Consider the following 24399-nt stretch of genomic DNA (forward strand, 5'->3'; position numbering starts at 1 on the left):
GAGGCTGCCAAGACCGGCTCAGTCGAGCGTCGCGATGATGCTGCGGAGCGTTTCAATCCCATCCCCCTTTTCCGAAGAGGTCAGAACCAGTTCGGGGAAGGCGGCGGGATGTTTTGATAAGGCATTGCGCACTTGTGTCAGGATCTTCTCACGATCCTTGTCTTTCACCTTATCGGCTTTGGTCATCACCACTTGAAACGTCACCGCGGCCTTGTCGAGAAGCGTCATGATCTCTTCATCCACGGGTTTCACGCCATGGCGCGTGTCGATCAAGACAAATGCCCGGCGGAGGCTTGCGCGGCCCGCAAGATAGGCTTTGAGCAGGCGTTGCCATTTTTCGACAACCGCGACCGGCGCGTTCGCAAAACCGTAGCCGGGCAGGTCGACGAGATAATGGCTCTCGGCGAGGGTGAAGAAATTGATTTCTTGCGTTCGACCGGGGGTGTTGGAGGCCCGGGCCAGAGCTTTTCGACCAGTCAACGCATTGATGAGCGTTGATTTTCCAACATTCGAACGACCGGCAAAGCAGACCTCTATGCGATCGGCGGGCGGCATCCCATCCATCGCAACGACACCTTTCAGGAAATCGCCGCCCGTCGCGAAGAGCTTCCGGCCCCGCTCCCGCGTGATCGCGTCAGGTGCTTCCGCCAATGGGAAGGGGAGGGTGCTCATGAGAGCACATCAACGGGCATATCTGTGGTGATCTCGCCACCCTTTGAAACCCGAGCATAGACGCCGAAATTCGTATGCCCCCAACCGTTTTGCAGCGCGCCTAACGTATTCGCATCGCGCCGCCCGGTTTCAGGGTTCGCTTCTGTCGCGCGGCACCGGCCGATGGGTTCGACGATCTCCAATGCAGCATCGCCTATGCGGAGCGTTTTGCCGACGAGGTCGAACTCCTCCCAAGGTGCCAACCCGTCCAGCCAAAAGTTGCCGCGAAACCGGCGCGGATCGAGCTGCATGCCGATTTTTTGCGACAGTGCCCGGAGCGACGACAGGTTGAGCACCGAGACAGATGCAAAGGGCGCATCGCTCATCCCTTGCTCCGGCGATTTGACCAGGGCCGCTGGTGCAGCGCGGTTCTCTGGATAGATCGGGCGGAGCCAGTCGAAAAGTGTCGCGGGGTCGCCTGCGGGGGTGACGGTCAGGTCTGGTTGGTCCGGGTGGCTGAGATGGATCACATCGCCGTCGACCCGCGCCGTGATCGCCATCAAGCCCGGCCCTTTCGCCCCACGTAGGAAGTTGCGGCAAGACCGCCAGCCATCAGATGCGTCGCCACCATCCTCCAGCACCGCCCAGGCTCGATCCAACGGCAGCGGGCGGTCCGGGCTCAAAGTAATCCGATCAAGCGCCTCCGCTCCGATCCCCTTGATCGGATGGCGCCAGATATGGGCGAGTGTGACGCTCATTTCTCGTCAGATTTCTTGCGTTGGAAGCCAGAGCGGATGTTGCCGAACACGTCCGGTTTGAAGCCCTGGCTCCGCATGATCGTGTATTGCTGCACAAAGGTGATTGTGTTGTTCGCAATCCAGTAGACCAATAGGCCGGACGCAAAACTGCCCAACATGAACATAAAGACCCAAGGCAGATAGGCGAAGATCATCGCTTGAGTCGGGTCTGTGGGTGCCGGGTTCAGCTTTTGCTGCAACCACATCGAAATGCCGAGCAAGAGCGGCAGGATGCCGATGAAGAGCAACGCCATGATCGTGCCTGGTTCGGGCGCGGCCCAAGGCAGAAGCCCGTAGAAGTTATAGATCGATGACGGGTCGGGCATCGACAGGTCGGTGAGCCACCCGAAGAAGGGCGCGTGCCGGAGCTCAAGCGTCACGAAGATCACTTTGTAGAGCGAGAAGAAGATCGGGATCTGCAGCAGAATCGGCAGACAGCCGGAGGCCGGATTGACCTTGTTCGTCTTGTAGAGCTCCATCATGCCCTGTTGGAGCTTCTGGCGGTCATCGCCTGCGCGTTCTTTCAGCTTCTCCATCTCAGGCTGAAGTTCTTTCATCTTCGCCATCGAGACATATGATTTGAACGCCAGCGGCAAGAGCAGCGCCTTGATAATCAGCGTCAAAGCGATGATCGCGACGCCCATATTGCCGATCAGTGCATTGAGATTATGCAGCAGCCAGAAGATTGGCTTGGTCAGGAAATAGAACCATCCCCAGTCGATCGAGTCGAGGAAGCGCGCGATGCCGCCTTCGTTCTGGTAGTTGCGGATGGTCTCCCATTCCTTGGCACCGGCAAAAAGCTGGGTGCTGATCTGAGCGGTTTCACCGGGCGCGACGGTCATTGTCGGTAGGCGAGCTTCGGTTTGGTAGATGTCGCTGGACGGGACATAGCGCGTGACCGAGGTGAACGGCTGCGCTTCACCGGGGATCAGCGTGGTCATCCAGTATTTATCGGTGAAGCCGATCCAGCCGTTTTCCGCGACATCGACCACTTCAGCGGGGGTACCTTCGCGCTGAATGAAGTCCAAATCCGGGAGGTCGTCATAGGCAAGTTCGTCTAATGTGCCGTCCGACTTGCGAACGACGCCTTCGTGCAAGATGAAGAAGTTTTGCAGATCCGAGGGCAACCCATGGCGCGCAACGATGCCGTAGGGCGCCATGCGGGCGGAAGCATCGGTCGTGTTTTCGACCGATTGCGTGACCTGGAACATGAAGTCTTCGTCGATCGCGATGCTACGGCGGAAGATCAGGCCATTGCCATTGTCCCAGACCAAGGTGACAGGTGTCTCTGGTGTGAGCGTCTCGCCACTTTCGATTTGCCATTCGGTATTCGCGCCGGGCACATCTTCAAACGCCAAATCGCCGGCGGGGGCCCAGCCATAGAGGGCATAATACGCCTCGGATTCGCCGACGGGAGACAAGAGCGTGACGGTCGGGCTATCCTCTTCAAGGGTCTCGAAGTAGTTATTCAGAGAAAGGTCATCGATCCGTCCGCCGACGAGCGAGATGGACCCGGAAACCGCGGGTGTCTCGATTGTGATCCGTTCAGCTTCGGCGAGGATGGTGGCGCGCGTCTCCGCATCGGTCGCCAATTGCGGCGCGTCCCCCGCATCCGCCACAGGCGGGGTCAGAGCCATTTCGGTACCGTTTTCATCCAGCACGGTCACGGCAGGTGTGTCAGTGGTGTCTGTAACCATCGGATCAGGCGGAGGGAACAGCAAGAACCAGACAAGAATGACCAGAAAGCTTAGCGCTGTCGCAAGGATCAGGTTTCTATTCTGATCATCCATCGTTGCAGACCATCCCTTGGTTGAAGTCACGGAGGTTCAACAGATTGGGGGTGGAAAGGTCAAGGGCTTTTCCCCCGTGACCAAAGGCGTCGTGCTCAGTTTTGCATCGGCGCGGGCCCTCGTTGCCATCACACCTATGACGCGGGCGGTCCGGCCAATGCTGCGTATCGGCCGATTAACGTCAGAAAATTGTTGGCATCCGAGGGGCTGCGATCATCCGGCTTGACGACGAATACATGTGGGGGCGCCAAGCTTCTGGTTGTAAGCATGGACCCACGCGATCGTGTCTTCGAACGGCATCGGGCGCGCGATACCAAACCCTTGAACATAGCCACAGCCAAGCTGAGCCAGTGTGCTATGTTCGCCAGCTGTCTCAACCCCTTCGGCCAATGTATCCAGGCCCAAATGCTCCGCGAGGGACAAGATGGCCGAGACCATGGCGTACTGTGTCGGGTCTTCGTCGAGCTTGGTGACAAATGAACGATCCATCTTGATCCGGTTTACATGGAAGCGCCGGATATTCGCGATGGAGGCTTGGCCCGTGCCAAAGTCGTCCAGGTCAAGATTAACCCCGTGCTGGGAAAGCAATTCGATGTTCCGGATGATGATGTCATCTTCCGATTGCGCGGCGACCGTTTCCAATATCTCGACCGTCAATCTATTCGGGCGGAGATCGAACCGATCAACTTCCCATTTGATCCAATCCGCCAAGAGTGGGTCGCGCAGTTCTTCCGTTGAGAAATTCACCGCGACCGTCGCGATATCGAGTCTCGCCCTATCCCAGCTTTTGAGCGCCGAGAGTGCATTGTAGAGCATGACTTTGCCGAGTCTGCTCATCTGCCCGGCTTCCGCGACTGCCCCAAGGAACTCCCCTGGCGCCAAGACACCATCTTCGGGGTGATGCCATCGCGCCAAGGCTTCGAAGCCGCTGATGAGGCCGGTGTCGGTGCAGATTTGCGGTTGATACCAAGCTTTAATCTTGCCGTTGTTGAGAGCGGCTTCGACCTTGTCGACCAGATTAGCCTGCCTTTTGCGCTCTTGACCAAGTTGAGGGCAAAAGCAGCGTATGGCCGATGCCCCATGGCGGCGTGCGTCACCCAAGGCCATCTCTGCAGCGCTTAACATAGAGTCGCCTGTACGTGCAGGAGACATGTCGAGCGTGCAGTGGCCAAAAGAAGCCGAGACATGGGCGGTTGCGCCGCCAACTGAGATTGGCTTCTGAAGTACGTTCTGTAGCCTATGGATAAGAGGCAGAACCCGATCAACTTGGGCACTATGGCTTGGGTGCAAGACGATGCCGAATTCGGTCTCTCCGATCCGCGCAATCATGCCGCCTTTCCCCAATGCCTCCCTCAGCCGAGTGGCTGCACAGCTTAGGATTTCATCTCCCAATTGGCGGTTCCACCGCTCGGCCACGGGACCCGACTTATCGATTCCGATTGCGATTGCGACGGTCGTATTGCCTGGGGCAGACGTCACAGCGCGATCAATCATTGCCGTTAGAGCGGGCCGCCTTGGAAAACCAGTTGGCCCATCTACTGATTGTTGCAAAAGCGGGTCTTTAGGCCCGTGCTCCGCTTGGCCGAAAGCCTGCAGAGCAAGCAGCGTGGGAAGCAGGAAAGCCGTGACAAGGAGGAGATCCCAGTTGCCAAACCAGACCGCCGCGAGTGCAAGTATCGGATAGAGCGCGAGGATTTCCACGCGAGACAGTCCCGCGCGAATGCCGTTGATCAAATCGGAACTGCGCAACAACCTAAGTCTCGGCATGGCTATCCCTTCGGAATTCCATCCGACGGCTATGTCGGATCTCACCTTCCTCGCTAAGGCAAACTGCCTGACAGGCTCTTAACGCTGCGATCTCAGTCCCCCGGTTTTGGTTCAAATGCGAATGATCTTGAGAGCCTCGCAAAGTCAAAGAGTTCCGCGTCGAGCAGATGCGAGGGGCGCGCTGACATAAGCGCCGAGAACATCTTCTGCCGTCGCCCGGGCACCTTCGCCTCCCATGTATCCAGCATTTGCTTGATCGCCTGACGTTGCAGGCCATCTTGGCTACCGCAAAGGTCGCAGGGGATAATCGGATACGCCATCGCCCGCGCGAAGGCGTCGCAATCGGCCTCAGCCACATGCGCGAGCGGGCGATAAACAAAAACATCACCGTCATCATTCAGCAGCTTTGGTGGCATCGTGGCGAGTTTTCCGCCATGAAAGAGGTTCAGAAAAAACGTCTCCAAAATATCATCACGGTGATGGCCGAGAACCACAGCGGAACATCCCTCTTCACGGGCGATGCGATAGAGGTTCCCCCGGCGCAGACGCGAGCAAAGCGCGCAATATGTTCGGCCTTGCGGGACCTTATCCATCACGATGGAGTAGGTGTCTTGATACTCAATCCGATGCGGCACCCCCATCCGGTCGAGAAACTCCGGCAAGACGGTCGCTGGGAAACCCGGTTGGCCCTGATCGAGATTGCAGGCCAGCAGTTCCACCGGCAGGAGACCCCGCCATTGCAACTCAACCAGTCCCGCCAGAAGCGTGTAGCTGTCTTTACCGCCGGACAGGCAGACCAACCAGCGGCTGCCGCGCTCAATCATTCCATAACGTTCAATGGCCTCGCGGGTCTCGCGCACGAGCCGCTTGCGTAGCTTCTTGAATTCAGCGGTTTTTGGCGCGCCGTGAAAGAGCGGATGGATGTCGTCGGCGGTGTCCAGCATTGCGGGCTTTCGGCAGTGGTTTTGGATTCTCGCAACCATAGGCCATTCTGATGGCAGTTGAACCCATAGGGAGATTATTCAGCGATGCCACAGTTTATTTTTGGCCGCCGAGCTTTTGATCGCTCAAAGGGTACGCTTACCAATAGACCTGCCTCGCTGCCGGGGCTTTTGGTGATCGTTCCAATGCAAATCTCGGACCGACCGTTGTTGGCATCCCCGCTGATCAAATTGGCAATACGCGTGGGTTGCAGAACGGGGTTGGACCGGATCATGGGTTGAAATGCTGACTGGCTTGCGGCGCAAACTGCGGTCTCGGCGGGTCGTTCTATTTGGGCGGGTCCCTATCCGGGACGTTGTCGATACCTGACGAGCCCCAAGGGTGACAGCGACCGATCCGTCGGAGCGCCAGCCAGCTTCCCTTCAGGCCCCCGTGTTTTTCCAAAGCTTCCAGGGCATAGGCCGAGCAAGTCGGATGATAACGACAATTAAACCCAACCCATGGGCTGAAGATCAGCCGGTAGGCGCGCACCGGCAACGCGAACAGTTTGGCCAAGAGGGTCATCGATGCACTTTCTTCAAGGCGCGGGATAGGTCCGCTTTGAGCTGCGCAAAGGGCAGATCAGCGGTGGCACCTGCCCGGCCAATCAGAACATAGTCCCAGCCCGGTTGCCCTTCCAGAGGCAGAACCGCGCGGGCAATCTCGCGCAGTCGCCGTTTGGCGCGATTGCGGGCGACGGCATTGCCAACTTTCTTGGAGCAGGTGAACCCGACGCGGATCACCTCGGGCGTGACCTCTTCGGTGGCGGCGCGTTTGCGAGCTTGCAGCAGAAATCCTGGCGCTGGTGCACGGGCGGCCCGCGCGGCGCGCAGGAAATCGGGTCGCTTGGTCAGAGTCTCAAGCAAAAAAGCCCCCGTCGACGGGGCCGTCGGCGGAGGCGCGTTCGGTGTCATACCACCGGCCTTTCGAGGCAAATCAGGCGCTGAGCGACTTCCGGCCGCGGGCGCGGCGGGCGTTCAGAATCTTGCGGCCTGCTTTGGTGGCCATGCGCGCGCGGAAACCGTGGCGCCGCTTGCGGACCAGGTTGGACGGCTGAAACGTACGTTTCGACATTGTTTTGCTCCGTAATCTGGCCGGACGGCATCCCGGATGGAGGCGTCAAACGGCGAGGGAATCCTTGAGAACCCGGGCAATACGGTCTTGGCGCGCCCGTGTCAACAAATGCCGAGGCGGAATCGACAGAACTGAAACATCACCGGGTCAGATATGTCAGAATGGTGGGAATTTCTGACATAAACCCCCGCTTTCTGTCACGTCCTATCAAGGCAGCGTGAGGGGCCTATGTCTGGCCCCCGAACGAGGGCATGTTCTGGGCAAATCCCGCCATTCAGGTAGTTTTGAGATGTCCGACACCATGACAGACCCCAAATCCCGCGTTTCCCGGTTCTTGCCCCTAATCCTCATTGCGGCAGGGGCGGCGCTGGGCTGGTTCCTGCTGGGCGATCTTTTGTCGTTTGAGACGCTGCGCGACAATCGCGAGGCGCTATTGGCATTCCGCGACGCGAATTACGTCGCCATGGTGACGGCTTTTATTGCGATCTATGTGCTGATCGTCGCCTTTTCCCTCCCCGGCGCGGCGATTGCGACCTTAACCGGTGGCTTTCTCTTTGGTCTCTTCCCGGGCGCGCTCTTTGTCATCATTGCCGCGACACTCGGCGCGACGGCAATCTTTCTGGCGGCAAAATGGGGTCTGGGTGACCGGCTTGCGGCGCGGATGGATGCCTCAAGCGGACTGACGAAACGCATCAAAGACGGCATCGCGGAAAACGAGCTGTCGATGCTGTTCCTGATCCGTCTCGTGCCGGTCGTGCCGTTCTTCGTCGCCAATCTCTTGCCCGCATTAGTGGGGGTTCGGCTGAACCGCTATGTATTCACGACCTTTTTCGGGATCATGCCAGGCTCAGTTGTTTATACCTGGGTTGGGGCGGGTTTGGGCGAGGTCTTCGCCATGGGTGAGACGCCGAACCTTTCCATTATCTTTGAACCGGCGATCCTTGGCCCGATTCTTGGCCTTTGCGCCTTGGCAGCTCTGCCGATCCTCCTGAAAGCTATTCGCGGCAAGAAAGGTCTCTGACATGACCCGCATCAAGACAGATATCTGCGTCATCGGCGCGGGGTCCGGAGGCCTGTCCGTTGCTGCGGGCGCGTCACAGATGGGAGCCAAAGTCGTGCTCCTGGAAGGCCATAAAATGGGCGGCGACTGCCTGAACTATGGCTGCGTGCCGTCAAAGGCGTTGCTGGCCGCCGGGCACAAAGCACATGAGACCTCTGTCGCGGCCTTCGGCGTAGCGGGTCACGCGCCGGATGCGGATTTCGCGGCGGCCAAAGACCATGTGCAGAGCGTGATCGAGACGATTGCCCCGGTCGATAGTCAGGAACGGTTCGAGGGGTTCGGTGTCCATGTGATCCGCGAGTTCGGCCGCTTTATCTCCGAGACCGAGGTGCAAGCCGGAGATCATATCATCGAAGCCCGCCGGTTCGTCATTGCCACCGGCTCGCGACCATTCGTGCCGCCGATCCCCGGCCTGGAGACCGTGCCGCATTTCACCAATGAGACGATTTTCGATCTGCGCGACCGCCCCGATCATTTGATCATTATCGGCGGCGGTCCGATCGGCATGGAAATGGCGCAAGCCCATCTGCGGCTTGGGAGCAAAGTGACTGTGCTGGAAGGCCTGAAGGCGCTCGGCAAGGACGACCCCGAGGGGGCCGCGATTGTGCTGGAAAAACTCACAGCCGAAGGAATAGACATTGTCGAGGGGGCGCAAGTTTCAGAGGTCACCGGTGGTGATGGCGCGGTGACCGTGACAACCGAGGACGGTCGCAGCTTTGAGGGCTCCCATCTGCTGGTCGCCGTGGGTCGTCAGGTCAATGTCGACCAAATGGACCTCGAGGCGGGCAATGTGGATCACACCCGACGGGGCGTGACCGTGGATGCTGGGCTCCGCTCCACCAGCAACAAACGCGTCTATGCCGTGGGCGATGCCGCAGGCGGGCTGCAATTCACGCATGTGGCGGGATATCATGCCGGTGTGATCGTTCGATCAATGCTTTTTGGCCTGCCCGCAAAGGCTCGGACCGATCACATTCCTTGGGCCACCTATACTGATCCAGAGCTTGCCCAGGTGGGGATGACGGAGGCGCAGGCGCGCGAGGCCCATGGCGACAAGCTGGAGGTCGCCCGTTTCCCCTATCATGAAAATGATCGGGCGATTGCCACCGGGCAGACGACGGGTTTTGTGAAGGTCATGGTCGTCAAAGGCAAACCCGTCGGCGCCACGATTGTCGGCGCACAGGCAGGCGAACTTATTCAAATCTGGGCCTTGGCCATTGCCAACGGCTTGAAAATGAGCGCTGTTGCCGGAATGGTCGCGCCCTATCCGACGCTTGGGGAGATTAACAAACGCGCCGCGGGGGTCTATTTTTCCCCCAAGCTGTTTGAAAACGCCTGGGTTAAGCGGGTGGTGCGGCTGGTCCAGCGGTTCTAGAGCCGCCAAGCTGAGGGAAGACGCGCGACGTGAATTCGCTTTCTGGCAGATTTTTGATCCTGACGGTGATCTTCGTGATGATTGCCGAGATTCTGATCTTTGTGCCGTCTGTCGCCCGGTTCCGCGAAGATTACCTCCTGAACCGACTGGAACGGGCCCAGATCGCCTCCCTGGCGCTTCTGGCGACGGATGGAATGATCGACGACGAGTTGGAATATGAGCTTCTGGAGAATGCGGAGGTTCTGAACGTGGTCCTGCGGCGCGACGAGGTGCGGCAGTTGATCTTGGCCACGCAGAACATCCCACCCGTCTCCTACAGTTTCGACCTGCGCGACGCGCCGGCCTGGCAGTTGATCCGCGATGCGATGATGCGGCTGACGACACCGGAAAACCAGACGATCCGAGTGATCGGAGAACCGGTGCGCGAGGCCGGCCTACTGATCGAGGTGACAATGTATACCGCGCCGTTGCGTGCGGCGTTGATTGACTACGGCATTCGTATTCTTTGGCTCTCGGCCCTGATCTCTGTCGTCACGGCGGCGCTGCTGTTTTTGGCGGTGCGCCGTTTTCTGGTAACCCCGATCAAGCGCGTGGTCAGTCACATGATGTCCTATGCCGAGGCGCCGGAGGACGCGCGCCGTATTATCGAGCCTGAGGCTGGTGTGACTGAACTGCGTGATGCGGAAACGGCGTTGCAGTCGTTGCAGACCCAATTGACAGGCGCATTGCGACAGCGCGAGCGCCTGGCGCAGTTGGGCGAAGCCGTCGCAAAGATCAGCCATGATCTTCGGAATATCCTGACGGTTGCGACGCTGATGGCCGACCGCCTTGAAACTATCGATGATCCGACCGTCAAGCGCACCACGCCAAAACTAGTCGCCTCGCTTGGCCGCGCGGTGAACCTTTGCGAGGGCACACTTGCCTTTGGGCGGGCAGAAGAGCCGCCCCCGCGCTGGCACGAGTCGATCTGCATGATCTGATCGGTGATCTGGTCGAGAGTGAGCGCCTGATCGTCGGCCAAGACGCGGTAACCCTCACGACCGATATCCCGGCCGGGATCATGGCGCGTGCCGATCCCGAGCAGCTCTACAGGGTTTTGGGCAATCTGGTGCGGAACGCCCGTCAGGCGATTATCGCGACGGAGCAACCAGGAGAAATCAGCGTCAGCGCAGGAGAGAATGGCGATGGCTGGTGGGTCAAGGTCCGTGATACTGGGCCGGGTTTGCCCAAAAAAGCGCTCGATCATCTGTTCCAGCCGTTTCAGGGCGGCACAAGGAAGGGCGGCACAGGGCTCGGTCTTGCGATTGCAGCGGAGTTGATCCGTGGCCATGGCGGGCGGTTGGAACTGGATGAGACCGGCCCCGAGGGCACCGTCTTTTGTATCCACTTGCCCGGTAACATCGCAGCTTGATTTGGCCCTTGCGCTGACCGAGGAGGGGGGTAAACCCCGCTCTCACGCGCTGGTAGCTCAGCTGGATAGAGTACTTGACTACGAATCAAGGGGTCGGGGGTTCGAATCCTCCCCAGCGCGCCATTATCTCATTGTGAAGCGACACATAGTTCGTCTATTTGCGAAAGAACCTTTCCTTTCCCGGTGCATAATCTAGCCTTCTATCCTATATGGCTAGGGTCCTGACTCTAAGAACCCAGCCGGGCCAATCAGGTAAGGCTGCTCATGACGTGCGCCCAGATCAAATACCATCTTCGCGCGCGAGCAGTGCTGCTTGCGTCCGGTTTTTGACTTTCATTTTGGTCAGGATGTTTTTGACGTGTAACTTCACCGTCACCTCCTGCAATCCGAGTTCCCGGGCGATTTCCTTGTTCGATTTGCCTTCACAGAGCTGCAGTAAGGTTTCCATTTCGCGAGGGGTCAGGCCGCGATAGTCGGCCTTGTTGCTCGTTTCAGCTTGCTCTTTCGCAAACTCAAAGGGGAAATACTGCTCGCCTGACAGCACGAAACGGATCGCGTTGACCATTGACTCGGCCGAAAGGGATTTCGGAAAGAACCCTCGGGCCCCGAGGCTCATCGCTTCTTTCGCGACCTCGGGCGTTGCGACACCAGACATCAGCGCGATTTTGCTGATCGGGTATTGCGTGACCGCCGCTTCGAGACCGCTCAGCCCATCCATTCCCGGCATATTATAATCCAAAATGGCCAAGTCGATGGGCAACTCCCCGCCCAGGCTTGTCAGGGCATCCCGCAAAGTTGCGACCGTTATCACTTTAAAATCGGGTGATTGTGAAAGATACGCAGCAATCGTTTCGCGCACCAAATCATGGTCATCAGCGATTAAAATATTTGGCATTGGCCACCTGTATTGCCGAACCACCTGATCTTTTATGGAAGGTTTTTAAGGCAATGAACAGCATTACCTATACGAAGGTATAGGTCCCTATCCGCAATACCTGCCACCGCGCAACATTTGGCGTGTATGACCAGCCCATCGATTTGGAACTGAAAGGATCTCTCATGCTTGGCCGAACGTCGATGTTTGGAGCCGCGATGGCTGTGGCGCTGTTGGCTCAGTCGTCTACCGCAATGGCGCAGGATGCTTGGGTGCTGACGGTGACGGGCACTAATGGCGCCGAAACCAGCTTTGCTCTGTCTGATCTCGATGCCATGGAGCAGGCCGAGTTTACGACCTCAACAATTTGGACGGATGAGGATGTGGCTTTCAGCGGTGTGCCGCTTCGCGCAATCCTGTCCGCGTCAGAGATCGAAGGCACCTCGCTTTCGATGATTGCGCTGAATGATTATGCGGTCGAAATGCCGCTTGATGAGATTGGCGAGGAGTTCCCGATTGTCGCAACGCGTATGGATGGCGAGACGATGTCAGTCCGTGACAAGGGGCCGTTTTGGGTTGTGTATCCTTATGATGCCGATCCTGAATTCCAAACCGAAACGATCTATGCCCGCTCGATTTGGCAACTCAACCGGTTATCAGCCGTAGATTGATTGGTCTTTGCCAGCTAGTCTGAGGCTGACAGGCAAGGAGTGAAGCAGAGCATTATGTCCCCGAGGCGGCTTCTCATTCTGACTGCGATTGGCGGTCTTATGGTGCTTCTTGCGGTCATGGGGATAAATGTGCTGCGCGAGGTTCGCGCGCTGTCGACGGCGGATAATGACAATATCCAATGGACCATCCTTCAGGTTGATACAGAAATTGCCAATTTGCGCGCGACCCTTGCCGAAGAGGCGATCCGCACACCGCCAAACACAGATCGGGTCCGCCTCCGGACCGATATCGCGCTCAGCCGGATTGGTTTGGTTCGAACCGGTCGCGGCGCCGAATTGTTTGCCGGAAATGAGGAGGCTCAAGAGCTCCTCGCCGCACTATATAGTTACGCCACAGATGTGGCCGCCGTGATCGACTCTGGCGCGCCGCTTGATGCGGAGGCGATTGCCGGTATGCGGGAGCGGACCAACGCGCTCCGCCCGGATGTCCGACGATTGGCGGTGCTGGGCTTGGCCTTGGGCGCGGAGGCGTCTGAACAGCGCCGGGCCGAGTTTGCGCGGCAGTTTGCGTGGACGGGAGAGATCGCGCTGGCGCTGGTCGCGATCTTGACCGTGATGCTCATCATCTTTGATCGTCTCTTGGCCCGCGCGCGGCAGAGAGACGCTGATTTGGAGGCCACGACAGATCGGCTTGCCTCAACCGTTGCAGCCTCGCTGGACGGCATCGTGATTGCCAACGAAGCTGGAGAGATCGTCGATTTTAACGAAGCCGCCGAGGGGATCTTTGGATGGCAACGCGACGAGATGATTGGTCACAAACTCGAAGACAGGATCATTCCAAATCAATTTCGCGAGGCCCATCGAAATGGCATGTCGCGCTATCTCAAGTCACGGGACCCGCACGTTCTCAACGCAGGCCGGATTGAATTGTCGGCGCTTCGCAAAACCGGTGAGGAGTTTCCGGTCGAGCTCAGCATCACCTCGGCCCAACAAGGCGATGGAGAATTGTTCATCGCGTATCTGCGCGATATCAGCGAGCAGAAGATCAATGAACAGACCTTGATTGACGCGCGAGACAGGGCCGAGCGGACTGACCGCGCCAAGTCGCAATTCCTCGCAGTCATGAGCCATGAGATGCGCACGCCATTGAACGGCATCCTTGGTGTTTTGGACTTATTGCGTACGACAAAGCCAACGGATCGCCAGGAACGGTTTTTGCAGGTTGCCACCGCCTCTGGTGAGATTTTGCTGGAGCATATCAACGAGGCGCTCGACATCACGCGGATCGATAGCGGGGCGATGACTCTGACCCCGCAGGAATTCGAGCTTGAAGAAACGATTGGGCATGTGGTCGAAGTGCTCCGCCCTTTGGCGCAGGAAAAGACGCTCAATCTCGATCTGGAACTCGAACCAAACATGGCGATGGCGTATCTGGGAGATGGGGGGCGGATCGGGCAGATTGTGACCAATCTGATCGGGAACGGTATCAAGTTCACTGATCAAGGCAGTGTAACGGTTCGCGTCTCCGGCATTCATGGGGCAGAGCAAACCGTTGCGAAGATCAGTGTTACAGATACGGGCCCCGGTATCGACGCTGAGCATCTGGAAGATATATTCGAAGACTTTGTGGCCCTGTCCCATTCTCAAGGGCGACAGTCGCGCGGCGACGGTTTGGGCTTATCGATTTCACGAAAGATCGCCCGGTTGATGGGAGGCGATCTCAAAGTCGAGAGTGTGGTGGGCGAGGGGAGCTGCTTCACGCTGACCGTGCCGCTTGAGCGCATTGCGGCGACCGACGAGAGCGACGATCCATCTCTAGGCGCCGATGCCGATGCCGATGCTGCGCAACAGTCGCGGTCCATTCTGGTGATCGAGGATAACGCGATCAATCGCTCGGTGCTCAGGGAGATGCTCATTAATCTCGGCCATGAGGTGACCGAGGCCGTTAATGGCCTTGAAGGGCTTAAATTGGCGGAGGCCACGGCGTTTGATCTGATCGTGATGGATATCAGCATGCCGGTGATGGACGGGATCGAGACGACGCGACGCATTCGCGCCGGCATCGGGCCAAACAAAGAGACACATATCGTTGGTCTGACCGCGCATGGTCGCGAAGAATACCGCGCCAGGGCCGAAGCGGCGGGCATGAATGAGTTTTGTACCAAACCGATCCGCCTCTCCGTACTTGGCGCGGTGCTGTTGGGTGTGGCTCAAACATCGCGTGAAATGTCGCCCGCGACGGGATTGATCGCAGAGGATGTCTTTGGCGAGTTGTTGGGCGCGCTTGGCCCAGAGAAGACCCGCGAAACCGTTGACAGATACTTTGCCGAGTTACGCGAGACATTATCGGAGTTGAAAGAGCAGTCGCCGGCCGCCGATCAAGTCAAGATCTCGCAAATGCTGCACAAGCTCCGCGGTGCGACTGTGATGTTGGGTCTGGATGCGCTGGTCAAAGGGATTGATCGGGCGGAGGCGGCCAATACCTCAGACGACGCCGCAGGTTACGACTCGGCTCTACTGAACTTGGATTCGATGCACGATGATGTAGAGGCACATCTGGCCACCGTTCTGAATCGCGAAGAAACTTCCCACACATCTGGCTAGGCGCCCTATCCTTCGGGATAGGCTGGGTCTCCAATTCCCCGGAATCTATCCTTCCGTGACCCGGACAGGGGCGCTTTCACCCCATAAAACTAGGCTCATCAGCAACATAGCGCATCCGCGCAACGGATGATGAGGAACTAGAAACATGGAAAAGACAAAGAACATCATTGTAATCGGCGGCGACGGGTTTTGCGGCTGGCCGACAGCCCTGCACCTGTCCGAGCTTGGACATAACATCACAATCGTCGACAACCTGTCTCGGCGCGAAATCGACGAGAAAATGGGTGCCGATAGCCTGACCCCCATCGCATCGATGGAAGATCGCCTAGCGGCCTGGACCGAATGCACCGGGAAAACCATCGATTTCGAAAACATCGACGTCGCCCGCGACTTTGATCGCCTGACCGAGCTTCTGGCGTCGGTTCGGCCCGACACTGTGATCCACTTCGGAGAGCAGCGCGCCGCCCCTTATTCGATGAAAGGCATCACGGAGAAGCGCTACACCGTCGACAACAATATCTCGGCGACCCACAACCTTCTGGCCGCTGTAACCGAACTGGGCATCGACCCGCATATCGTGCATCTCGGCACAATGGGCGTCTATGGTTATGACGGTGACGGTCTGGAAATCCCCGAAGGATACCTGCGCGTCTTTATCCCCGGTGAGAACAAGCAAATCTTCCAGCGTGACATTCTCTACCCGACCAACCCGGGCAGCGTCTATCACATGACCAAATCAATGGATCAGCTTCTGTTCCAATTCTATGCCAAGAACGACCTTTTGCGGATCACTGACCTGCATCAAGGCATCGTCTGGGGCACACAGACCGAAGAGACCAAGCGCGACGAGCGCCTGATCAACCGCTTCGACTATGATGGCGATTACGGCACCGTGCTGAACCGCTTCCTGATGCAGGCCGTGGTCGGTCATCCGCTGACGGTGCATGGCACCGGCGGTCAGACCCGCGCCTTTATCCACATCAAGGACACGGTGAAATGCATCGCGCTGGCCGTTGAAAACCCACCGCAGAAAACCGGCAAGGTCGCCATTCTGAACCAGATGACCGAGACCCACACTGTTCGGCACCTGGCGCAACTGATCGCGCGCAATACTGGCGCTGAGGTCGCGATGGTCGACAACCCGCGCAACGAGGCGGCCGAGAACGACCTGCGGGTCTCCAACGAGACCTTCCTGGATCTCGGGTTGGAACCCACCACGCTCGCCTTCGGCCTGATGGAAGAAACGCAAGAGATCGCGGCCAAATATGCGGATCGCTGCATCATGGACATGATCCCCTGCGTCTCGACTTGGACCGACAACCAGCAACCTGGTGTCGTGCCCCCGAAAGCCGCCTAAACCTAACGGTTTTCGCCGGGTCCGCGTGGAGGTGGACCCGGCGAACCCTCGTTTAGGCGCGGTTCATGAGGATTGGCAAATGAGACTGATTGGCATCGGGCTTCTGGCATCCCTTCTCGCAGGTTTAGCCCTCCTGCTCTCGAATTCCGAAGCTGTGAGGCTTGGCCTCCGGCAGGCGAACGATCTGGTGTTTGGTCCGCAGATGCGGTTCGAAACCCCGGTCGCGCCCCAATCCACGCGCGGCGATGACACGGCTGTCGTGTATCGCACCGCGCCAACCGACCCACTTCTTCTTACAGGACTACCTGCCTATCAGGGCGCGACGTTTTATATGCCAATCGACGCGCGCCCGACTTCTGGATACCTCCAAATCGATGCTACATTTCAATCGCTTACCGGAGTCGAGGGGGTGTTGCGCATCTCGATCGGCAATACCCGGCGGGCCGAGATGTTGCTGCGTCCAGGAGAGGCAGGACGCTCCATGCGCATTGATCTCACGTCAGATGAGATTGCGCAGGAGCGGCTGGTTGTCTCGTTCAGCTTGCGGGGAGAGGGACCACACCGTCCCTGCGGCATCGATACTGGCTTCGAAGCCATTGTCGAGATCGAGACAACCAGCGCTATTTTTCTGACCTTGGACCAGCCGCTTGAGACGGCGCGCGATCGGGCGGTTGTCGCCGGTCGCCAGGTTCAGGTCGTCTGGCCGTCCGAACGGGCGGGTGACACCCGGCAGACCGGCTTGATCGCCGCCGCATCGCTGCGTCAATCCGGTGTCGCGGTGACATTTCGCGATGACGACGCGGCCGCATTTACCGGCGAGGATCTTTTGGAGCTACAGCGTGGGAGACGTGCCCGCCCGCGCCAAGACCGCGACGAGTTTGCCTGGACGCGTGCGGTTGCGCCGGACAGTGCGCTGTTCCAGATGCGGCGGTTTCAGCGAATGCAGGAATGGCGTCTCACCTATGATATGTGGGATGCGGAGGATCAGACGCTGCCGGGCGTTTTGGCATTGGTCATGCGGCTCGGGCCACAGCCCTCGGGTGGGCAATGGCAGATCACCGTGGCGTTGAATGGTCGCCTGGTTGCTCATGAGCTTCTTCCAGCAAGCGCAGATGCCTATCAGGCTGATATCGCGCTTCCCGCTGACATGCAGGAGCGGCAGAACGTCATCGAAATCATTGCCAGCTCCACCTATGACGCACCGGGTGAATGCAACGATGGCCCTGATCTTGTTGCAGAAATCACCGGCGAGACCCGCCTTCTGCCGGGAACATCCTCCTACACCGATGGCATTCTGGAGTTGCAGCAGATGCTGCAGGCCCGCGCGTCGGTCAGCTTGGATGTTCTGCCGGGCGTGAACTCTGCCGAGGCGACACTGGCGGCGTCGACACTGGCCGCCGTTCTGCCAGCTACACTTGACATCACCGCAACTTCCGCCGACGCGGACATCACCGTTTTGCCGCGCGGGACGCCATTAACGCCTTGGACCACGGGTGCGGGCTCGGGGCCCTGGCTGGTGTTCTACTCCGAAGAGACCGGCCTAACCGCGATGCCCATCGCGGACTACCCGTTTGAAGACGTGGCCCATGTCGCCTTTGTCTTCACCCGGTCGGGAGATGCGGCATGAGCACCGAAAGCGCCGACGACAAACGCGATCAGATCAACTTCATCTCGGTTGACAGCGCCCCCAAACGGTTTGCTGGCTTCGTTTCGGTCTGGCGGGCGCCCGCAATGCTGTTGGCCTTCACATGCCTAGCGGTCGCGCTCCTGCTCTTCGTGAACTCGCCCGTGGGCAGCACGATCTTCCCGAACCGGGATTTGGTGTTTTCCCCGCATGAGGGGCGTCACGCCATCGCGATCCGGATCTTCTTGGTGTCTTTCTTCATTTCGTTTGCAGGCTTTAGTTCGGGGTCTGCGCACGGACGGGTGTTGTTCGCCCTCGATATGACAATGAGCTATCTGTTGATCTGCGCGATTATGGATTTGGCCAATGTGGTGCTCCACAAGTGGGCCGGGTTCGCTTTTTCCCTGCATTTCAGCGCGATTGTCTCCGGCCTGCTCGGCTTTGCAGTGTATTCCTTCAAGCTTCTGGAACGCGGCCATATGCCGGAACGCATTCGGGTCGAACATCGCCCCATTAGCCAGCGCCGCGCCGTTTGGCGTTTGGTTGTAACCATCGTGGTCGCGGCGGCGGTGTCGATCTATGTCGGCGGGCTGGATCTTTGGATTGTCGGTTGGATGCGGCAATGGACGCTTCTGGGTGGGATCGGCCCTGGTGTGTTCCTCTTTCTGCCAGTGCTCTTTGGGCAGCTTTACGCGATCGCGATTTGGGACGTGCTGACCGCCAAAACACCGGTGTTCCGCCCGCCGGTTTCGATCATCGTTCCGGCACATAACGAGCAATACATTATCAAGGATACGATCGAAGCTATGGACAAAGCTGCGGCCCATTACGGCGGTGAGGTTCATATCTTGATCATGAACAACAACTCCACCGACGAGACCGAAGAGATCGCAACCGCAACGTTGGCCGCTTGCACTGCGGCCAAAGGGCGGGTGATCAATGTGCCGAAACCTGGAAAGTCCAATGCGTTGAATGCCGGGCTTGATGCGACGGAGACGGAGTTTCTGGTCCGCGTCGATGCCGATACGCTTCTGGGTGAGGACAACCTAAGCCGCGCGATGCCCTATTTCACCAACCCGCAGGTGGGGGTTGTGGGGGGCGTGCCTGTGCCACCCGGCGGCGCGCTGTTCGATCGGGCGCGGCTCTTGGAGGTTCTGGTCAAACACGGATTCTATTCCGTCGCTATGGGCGCGGTGAACTGCGTGGTCGGTATTCCCGGCATGTTTGTGGTCTATCGGACGGAGCACCCACGCTATCTGGGCGGGTTCGTCGAGGGAATGAATGGCGAGGACACTGATATTTCGCTTCGGATCGGTGAGCTTGGCTATCACTCAGTCGTTGACCCGAAGATCCGTTATATCTCGGAGGTTCCGGCCTCCTATATGCATATGCGCGAGCAGCGGATGCGCTGGTTCCGCTCGGTCTATCATATTAGTTCGCGCTGCCGCGACCTGATCTATTCGCGCCACAAAACCCTGCGGGGAAAGGTGATCTTGCCTTACATGCTGATCAATTCGGGGCGTCGCGCGATGCTCGTTCCGCTGATCATCTATGGCGCGCTGGAATGCTTGTTGAGCTTCAACCCGGACAGCCCGATCATGTGGCAATCGGTTGTGGCCGTGACCACGGGGGCGCCCTCGATTGTGGCGGTGGTCTCCTCACTTCTGAATGGCGTTCCGCGTGGGATTATCGCCTTGCCGGAATACCTGATCTTCCGAGTGATGCGGTCCTATTTCACACTTGAATCGATGCTCAGCATTCTGATCGACGTGAAAGCTGAAACCATGGAGCATGCGACGCTCAAAGACATCGTCGGCACTAAACCGATACGCGTGGCATGATCGGTTTGGGGTTAGATCAGCGCGGTAGACAGTTCCGGAAAACGGCTCAGCAGGATCAGAACGATCAGCGTTGCCAAGAGGAAGGGCCAGAGGGCTTTGAAGATCGCCACTGGCTTCACACCGCTCATCGCGGAGGCAATGTAAAGGCCGATCCCGACCGGTGGCGTGAGCAAGCCTAAAATCAGGTTGATCGAGATCACCACACCGAACTGATAGGGGCTGATATCGTAAGAGTTCATCGCGATGGGCAGCAGGATCGGCGTGATCAAGATCACCGCCGCGATGCCGTCGATCAACATGCCGACGAAAAGCAGCGCCACATTCACGATTAGAAGAAACAGGAACGGGTTTGACGTGACTGTTGTGATCAGCGCTGCGAGCTGCTGCGGCAACGCCTCATAGACCACCACCCAACCAAAGACGTTGGCGGTGGCGATCATGAAGATCACAAGGGCGGAGTTGCGCGCGGTGCGGATGAAGACTTTGCCCAAGTCACGGAACCGCACCTCACGATAGACAAACCGACCAAGGGCCAATGCGATGACCGAGGCGATTGCGGCCGATTCCGTTGGCGTAGCAAAGCCAAAGAGGATGCCGCCGATAATGGCGCCCGGGATAATCACAGCGGGCAGGGCTTGGCCAAGCGCGCTAAATGCCTCCGGGCGTGTCAGCCACCGGCCAGACGGAAAGGGCGAGAACCAGCCGATCGTGGCGATGACCAAGGCGAAGCTGCTGAACATCAAAATGCCGGGCAAAATGCCAGCGAGGAACATGTCGCCCACCGGGATCTGTGCCAACACCGCAAAGATCACGAAAAGCATCGAGGGCGGGATCACGGGCGCGAGCAGACCACCCGCCGCGGTCGTGGCGGCTGCGAAACCTTTGTCGTAGCCCTCCCGTTCCATCGCCGGGACCATGGCGCGGGACATGATCGCGATCTGGCTGGCAGCAGAGCCGATGATCGCTGCCATGAACATATTGGCGACGAGGTTGATCCAGGCGAGGCCACCGCGGAATCCACCGACGAAAACGCGAGCCGCATTGATCAGGCGGCTGGTGATGCCGCCTTCATTCATCAACTCGCCGGTCAACATGAAAAGCGGGATGGCGAGCAGCCCGTAATTCTCAAGGCCCGAGAACATCTGCTGCGCGAAACTGTCGAACAGAACCGTATTGCCGCTTTCCAAAACATAGGCCACAGCGGCGAGGCCGAGAACGATGGCAATCGGGACCGCGCCGAAAAGCAGGATCGCAAAGACAAGCGCGGTCATGTGGCCTCCACCCGGTCTTCGGGCAGGGCGCCACCGCCCAAAAGGTTGTTCACGCTATGAAGCAACACCCCGAAAGAGAAGAGCCACATCACCATCCATACAAGGTATTTGGGATAGCCGATGGTTGTTGTGGGTTCAGAATAGATGAAGTTGAAGGTTGCCCCCTGGAACTGCAGGATATCGAACCCCGCTTGGACCATCTGCAGCGGCAAATACCAGCGCCAGCAGAACCAAACCATCAATATGGCAAAGACCAAGACGACTGCATCTTTTACCTTGAGGATCACTTCGGCCACCGGGCGCGGGGCCAAATCTGTCACAAGGGTGACGGCAACCGATTGCCCATGATGCACGGCGGCGGAGGCCGCAAGGAACGTCATCCAGGCCATCGTATAAATCGCCGCCTCATCGACCCAATAGATCGCGTTGCCGATCGCGCGGGTGACGACATTGAGCAGGATCAGCCCGGTGATCGCGGCGGCCAAAATCGCGGCGACCGTGATCTCAACTTTGGCCCAGAAGGCAGAGATCTTTTGCAACATGGCGAAAGGGGGTCCTGCTGAATCGAAACCCACCAGCGGTAGCGCCAGTGGGTTTGATATATGTTTGATCTGTTGAGAGCCTATTCTGCCGCCAGCTCTGCCGCAACGTCGCGCATATCACCCAGAACCGAGGAGCGTTCAGACCAGATCGCGTCCCAGGCCGCCGGCACGTCGCCGAAGAATTCTGGACCAACCTCAACGTATGTTTTGCCCGTGCCCTCGATCTCGTCCAGCCATTGCGGGTCCATCTCGACATAGGTGTCGATTACCTGCGAGAGCTGTTCTTGCATCAACTCCTGGATCATCGTTTGATCGTCAGCCGAAAGCCCGGCCCAGACCCGGCCAGACACCAAGCCGACCATCGGGAACATCATATGGTTCGACACCACAATCGTGTCGGCATGCTCGTAATAGCGCAGTGCCCAGATCAGTTCGGCATCCATGTCAATTGCATCGACCTGACCGTTGGCCAACGCGTCATAGACGTCGGGCAGTGGCATTGGCGTCGGCGCCGCGCCGACCTCGTTGTAGAAGTCGAGGATCGGGGTAAACGGCGTGATCCGCAGCTTCCAGACCTTCCAGATCGGCCGAGGAGCTTACGTCGCCGCGGGTCACGATCTGCCGCAAGCCCGCCATGCCATAGCCGATGCCGACAACTCCGGCTTGTGCGGGAAGCTGGTCAAGCATTGAGGCCGCGAGGTCAGAGCGCAGGATCTCACCCGCATGGGCAATATCTTCGGCCAGGAAGGGCGCGTAGAAGGCACCGAAATCGGGCACCCGGTTCGAGACTTCGGCGACGGTCAGAAACGCCATATCAAGCGCGCCCGACTGCAACTGCTGCAACATCTCGGCTTCATTGCCCAACTGACGCGCCGGGAAGACCTGCAGCGTGTGTTCACCGTCCGAGGCCTCGGACAGCGCTTCGCCAAAGCGTTCCGCAGCTTGGGTCCAAACATGCGGCGGTGGGGTGATCAGGCCCAGGCGGAACTCCTCGGCTGTTGCATATGTCCCCATCAGAACCAGGGCGGTCGCAGCCCCCCGATCAGCGTCCCGAAAGTCTTCGGCATCTGTGTACTCCCATTGTTGATAAGCGTGGCGCTTTGATGCGCCATCATTGGTTCTAAAGCGTGACCCATCCCTCTGGCGGTTCTTTGCCAGGGTGGATTTCGCCACAGCTTACGCAGGTCCGTAATTTATTTGAAGCATAAAATTTCTCGTAGACTGGCGGCAAGTCATCGACGATGGATTGAAGCTGCATTTCGGCCCGGTGGACCAAATTTTGGCAATTAAAACAATACCATTCGATGGCATCCAACTCTCCGGTTTGACGCTTCGGCTCGATCACGAGGCCGATGGAGCCTTCTTGCGGGCGCTGCGGCGAATGCCGGATATGCGGCGGCAAGAGGAAGATATCGCCCTCGCGAATCGGCACATCATAGAACTCGGTGCCGTCATAAAGCTTCAGCAGCATGTCGCCTTGAAGCTGATAGAAAAACTCCTCAACCGGATCGTCATGATAGTCGGTCCGCTTGTTCGGGCCGCCGACAATCGTGACCATCAAATCGGCATCTTCCCAGATTTGTTGATTGCCCACCGGCGGCTTCAACAGGTGCCGGTGTTCGTCAATCCAGTTTTGAAAGTTGAAGGCGCTCAACCGTCCCATGATATCTCCTCGCCCAAGCGGTGTTTGGGTCAGACTGCGCTTGCTCTGATATCCGCTCAATCCCTAGTTTTGAAATCAGCTATCGGGAAAATCTATACCTGTTAAGGCGTCAGATGGCGTTTGCCACCTGACGAAGTGCTGTCAAGAACCCGTCGGCGGCGGGCGAGAGATTGTCCTTCTCTCGGACGGTTACACCCACCGGCCCGGTCCCAAACGGGACCTTCCAAGAGAGTGCAGCCAAAAGGCCGAGCGCGATATCCTGCTCCGCCACATGGGCCGGCATGAAGCCGATCAACTCGTTGTTCTGAATAAGCGTCCGGTTGGTCAGGTAGGAGATGCTTTCGACCATCATCGGCGGCACATAGAGGTCTTGCCCCACGAAGAACTGATCGATTTGACGTCGCAGCGTTGTTTGGGCGGGCGGGAGAATCCAGCCGAATGCTTCGAGATCCGAGAACCTCAGGTCGGCCCTCCTCGCCAGCGGATGGTCAGGGCCAACCACCGCCAGGATGTGTTCTTCAAACAGCACGATCTGCTCAAGCTCTTGCCGATGACGTTGCGAGGGTAGACGCCCGACCACCATGTCTATCTCGCCATTGCGGAGGGCAGGCATCAGCATTTCATTGGTGCCTTCCACAACCCGCAAGGCCACGCCTGGGCGGGTCGCCAGCATCGTCTCGATCGCTTTTGGCAAGAGATGCGAGGACGCAGCCAGAAGCGTGCCCACGACAATCCGCCCACTATTGCCCTCGGATAAGTCGTCGAGTTCTTCAGCGGCGTTTGCGATCTGCGCAAAGATCAGCTTGCAGTGACGGATCAGCACCTCGCCCGCTGGCGTTGCGATCACGCCGCGATTGGTGCGGGTAAAGAGCTGCACGGCGAAATCTAACTCGAGGTCTTGGATCATTTTGGTCGCGGCGGGCTGCGAGACGTTCATCTCCCGCGCGGCGTTCTGGATACTGCCATGACGCCCCACCGCAATCAGCAGGCGGAGTTGCCTGAGTTTCAGCCGGTTGGCGATGCGCCCCGCGATCCGTTGGGCCATC

The 24399-nt window shown here is 58.4% G+C and carries 20 protein-coding genes, 1 tRNA gene and 3 pseudogenes; 9 read left to right on the forward strand and 15 right to left on the reverse strand.

The features are described from left to right. Nucleotides 1–18: 18 nt before the first annotated feature. The 9 genes and pseudogenes from yihA to rpmH all read right to left on the reverse strand — a co-directional run bounded on the left by yihA (nt 19) and on the right by rpmH (nt 7060). On the reverse strand, nt 19–672 hold the full coding sequence (gene yihA, locus QTA57_RS07560; protein ID WP_290154328.1) for a ribosome biogenesis GTP-binding protein YihA/YsxC: 654 nt from the start codon (nt 670–672) through the stop codon (nt 19–21). Then, entirely contained in the window at nt 669–1409 is a 741-nt protein-coding gene (locus QTA57_RS07565; RefSeq protein ID WP_290154329.1) for an MOSC domain-containing protein, read from the reverse strand. The genes yihA and QTA57_RS07565 overlap by 4 nt, the downstream gene beginning before the upstream one ends. Beyond that, nucleotides 1406–3238 carry a membrane protein insertase YidC gene (gene yidC / locus QTA57_RS07570; protein ID WP_290154330.1) on the reverse strand — a complete coding sequence of 611 codons (1833 nt, stop codon included), beginning with the start codon at nt 3236–3238 and terminating at the stop codon, nt 1406–1408. Before yidC ends, QTA57_RS07565 begins: the two co-directional genes overlap by 4 nt. A gap of 213 nt (nt 3239–3451) precedes the next feature. Continuing rightward, nucleotides 3452–4363, reverse strand: a complete 912-nt coding sequence (locus tag QTA57_RS07575; RefSeq protein ID WP_290154332.1) for an EAL domain-containing protein — start codon at nt 4361–4363, stop codon at nt 3452–3454. Beyond that, nucleotides 4364–5005: pseudogene (locus QTA57_RS18575) on the reverse strand (diguanylate cyclase domain-containing protein); the annotation flags it as partial. Between the two features lie 92 nt (nt 5006–5097). Beyond that, nucleotides 5098–5949 carry a tRNA 2-thiocytidine(32) synthetase TtcA gene (gene ttcA / locus QTA57_RS07580; protein WP_290154333.1) on the reverse strand — a complete coding sequence of 284 codons (852 nt, stop codon included), beginning with the start codon at nt 5947–5949 and terminating at the stop codon, nt 5098–5100. Between the two features lie 325 nt (nt 5950–6274). Beyond that, on the reverse strand, nt 6275–6478 hold the full coding sequence (gene yidD / locus QTA57_RS07585) for a membrane protein insertion efficiency factor YidD (protein ID WP_407933510.1): 204 nt from the start codon (nt 6476–6478) through the stop codon (nt 6275–6277). A 29-nt stretch (nt 6479–6507) separates the two neighbouring features. Then, complete coding sequence (gene rnpA, locus QTA57_RS07590; protein ID WP_290154335.1) at nt 6508–6900, reverse strand: ribonuclease P protein component; 393 nt, start codon at nt 6898–6900, stop codon at nt 6508–6510. Nucleotides 6901–6922: 22 nt separating this feature from the next. Next, nucleotides 6923–7060, reverse strand: coding sequence for a 50S ribosomal protein L34 (gene rpmH / locus QTA57_RS07595; protein WP_025311815.1), 138 nt, complete (start codon nt 7058–7060; stop codon nt 6923–6925). A gap of 289 nt (nt 7061–7349) precedes the next feature. Between rpmH and QTA57_RS07600 the strand changes: the two genes are divergently transcribed. The 4 genes and pseudogenes from QTA57_RS07600 to QTA57_RS07615 all read left to right on the forward strand — a co-directional run bounded on the left by QTA57_RS07600 (nt 7350) and on the right by QTA57_RS07615 (nt 11029). Continuing rightward, the gene (locus QTA57_RS07600; RefSeq protein WP_290154336.1) at nt 7350–8081 is read left to right on the forward strand and encodes a TVP38/TMEM64 family protein; all 732 of its coding nucleotides are present in this window, start codon (nt 7350–7352) and stop codon (nt 8079–8081) included. Nucleotide 8082: 1 nt separating this feature from the next. Continuing rightward, a complete protein-coding gene (locus QTA57_RS07605; RefSeq protein WP_290154337.1) occupies nt 8083–9495 on the forward strand; it encodes a dihydrolipoyl dehydrogenase family protein in 1413 nt (470 codons plus the stop codon). Between the two features lie 77 nt (nt 9496–9572). Then, a pseudogene (locus tag QTA57_RS07610) lies at nt 9573–10906 on the forward strand (sensor histidine kinase). A 46-nt stretch (nt 10907–10952) separates the two neighbouring features. Next, nucleotides 10953–11029: transfer RNA gene (locus QTA57_RS07615), tRNA-Arg, on the forward strand. A 157-nt stretch (nt 11030–11186) separates the two neighbouring features. Here QTA57_RS07615 and QTA57_RS07620 read toward each other — a convergent pair. After that, on the reverse strand, nt 11187–11801 hold the full coding sequence (locus QTA57_RS07620; protein ID WP_290154338.1) for a response regulator transcription factor: 615 nt from the start codon (nt 11799–11801) through the stop codon (nt 11187–11189). Between the two features lie 164 nt (nt 11802–11965). Here QTA57_RS07620 and QTA57_RS07625 point away from each other — a divergent pair, with 164 nt between their 5' ends. From QTA57_RS07625 to QTA57_RS07645, 5 genes are all read left to right on the forward strand, one after another. Further along, nucleotides 11966–12451, forward strand: a complete 486-nt coding sequence (locus QTA57_RS07625) for a molybdopterin-dependent oxidoreductase (protein WP_290154339.1) — start codon at nt 11966–11968, stop codon at nt 12449–12451. A 99-nt stretch (nt 12452–12550) separates the two neighbouring features. After that, nucleotides 12551–15055, forward strand: a complete 2505-nt coding sequence (locus tag QTA57_RS07630; protein ID WP_290154340.1) for a hybrid sensor histidine kinase/response regulator — start codon at nt 12551–12553, stop codon at nt 15053–15055. 145 nt (nt 15056–15200) lie between these two features. Next, a complete protein-coding gene (locus QTA57_RS07635) occupies nt 15201–16412 on the forward strand; it encodes an NAD-dependent epimerase/dehydratase family protein (protein ID WP_290154342.1) in 1212 nt (403 codons plus the stop codon). Between the two features lie 79 nt (nt 16413–16491). After that, nucleotides 16492–18039, forward strand: coding sequence for a hypothetical protein (locus QTA57_RS07640; protein ID WP_290154343.1), 1548 nt, complete (start codon nt 16492–16494; stop codon nt 18037–18039). Next, nucleotides 18036–19877, forward strand: coding sequence for a glycosyltransferase (locus tag QTA57_RS07645; protein ID WP_290154345.1), 1842 nt, complete (start codon nt 18036–18038; stop codon nt 19875–19877). The genes QTA57_RS07640 and QTA57_RS07645 overlap by 4 nt, the downstream gene beginning before the upstream one ends. A gap of 11 nt (nt 19878–19888) precedes the next feature. Here QTA57_RS07645 and QTA57_RS07650 read toward each other — a convergent pair whose 3' ends face one another. From QTA57_RS07650 to QTA57_RS07670, 5 genes and pseudogenes are all read right to left on the reverse strand, one after another. Next, nucleotides 19889–21148, reverse strand: coding sequence for a TRAP transporter large permease (locus QTA57_RS07650; RefSeq protein ID WP_171561433.1), 1260 nt, complete (start codon nt 21146–21148; stop codon nt 19889–19891). Further along, nucleotides 21145–21690, reverse strand: coding sequence for a TRAP transporter small permease (locus QTA57_RS07655; RefSeq protein ID WP_145215162.1), 546 nt, complete (start codon nt 21688–21690; stop codon nt 21145–21147). The genes QTA57_RS07650 and QTA57_RS07655 overlap by 4 nt, the downstream gene beginning before the upstream one ends. Before the next feature lie 80 nt (nt 21691–21770). Then, a pseudogene (locus QTA57_RS18580) lies at nt 21771–22704 on the reverse strand (TRAP transporter substrate-binding protein). A gap of 106 nt (nt 22705–22810) precedes the next feature. Continuing rightward, the gene (locus tag QTA57_RS07665) at nt 22811–23353 is read right to left on the reverse strand and encodes a 3-hydroxyanthranilate 3,4-dioxygenase (protein ID WP_145215168.1); all 543 of its coding nucleotides are present in this window, start codon (nt 23351–23353) and stop codon (nt 22811–22813) included. A 109-nt stretch (nt 23354–23462) separates the two neighbouring features. After that, entirely contained in the window at nt 23463–24398 is a 936-nt protein-coding gene (locus QTA57_RS07670; protein WP_290154346.1) for a LysR substrate-binding domain-containing protein, read from the reverse strand. Between the last annotated feature and the right edge of the window lies 1 nt (nt 24399).

It is taken from the genome of Fontisubflavum oceani (assembly GCF_030407165.1).
Lineage (GTDB): Bacteria > Pseudomonadota > Alphaproteobacteria > Rhodobacterales > Rhodobacteraceae > Rhodophyticola > Rhodophyticola oceani.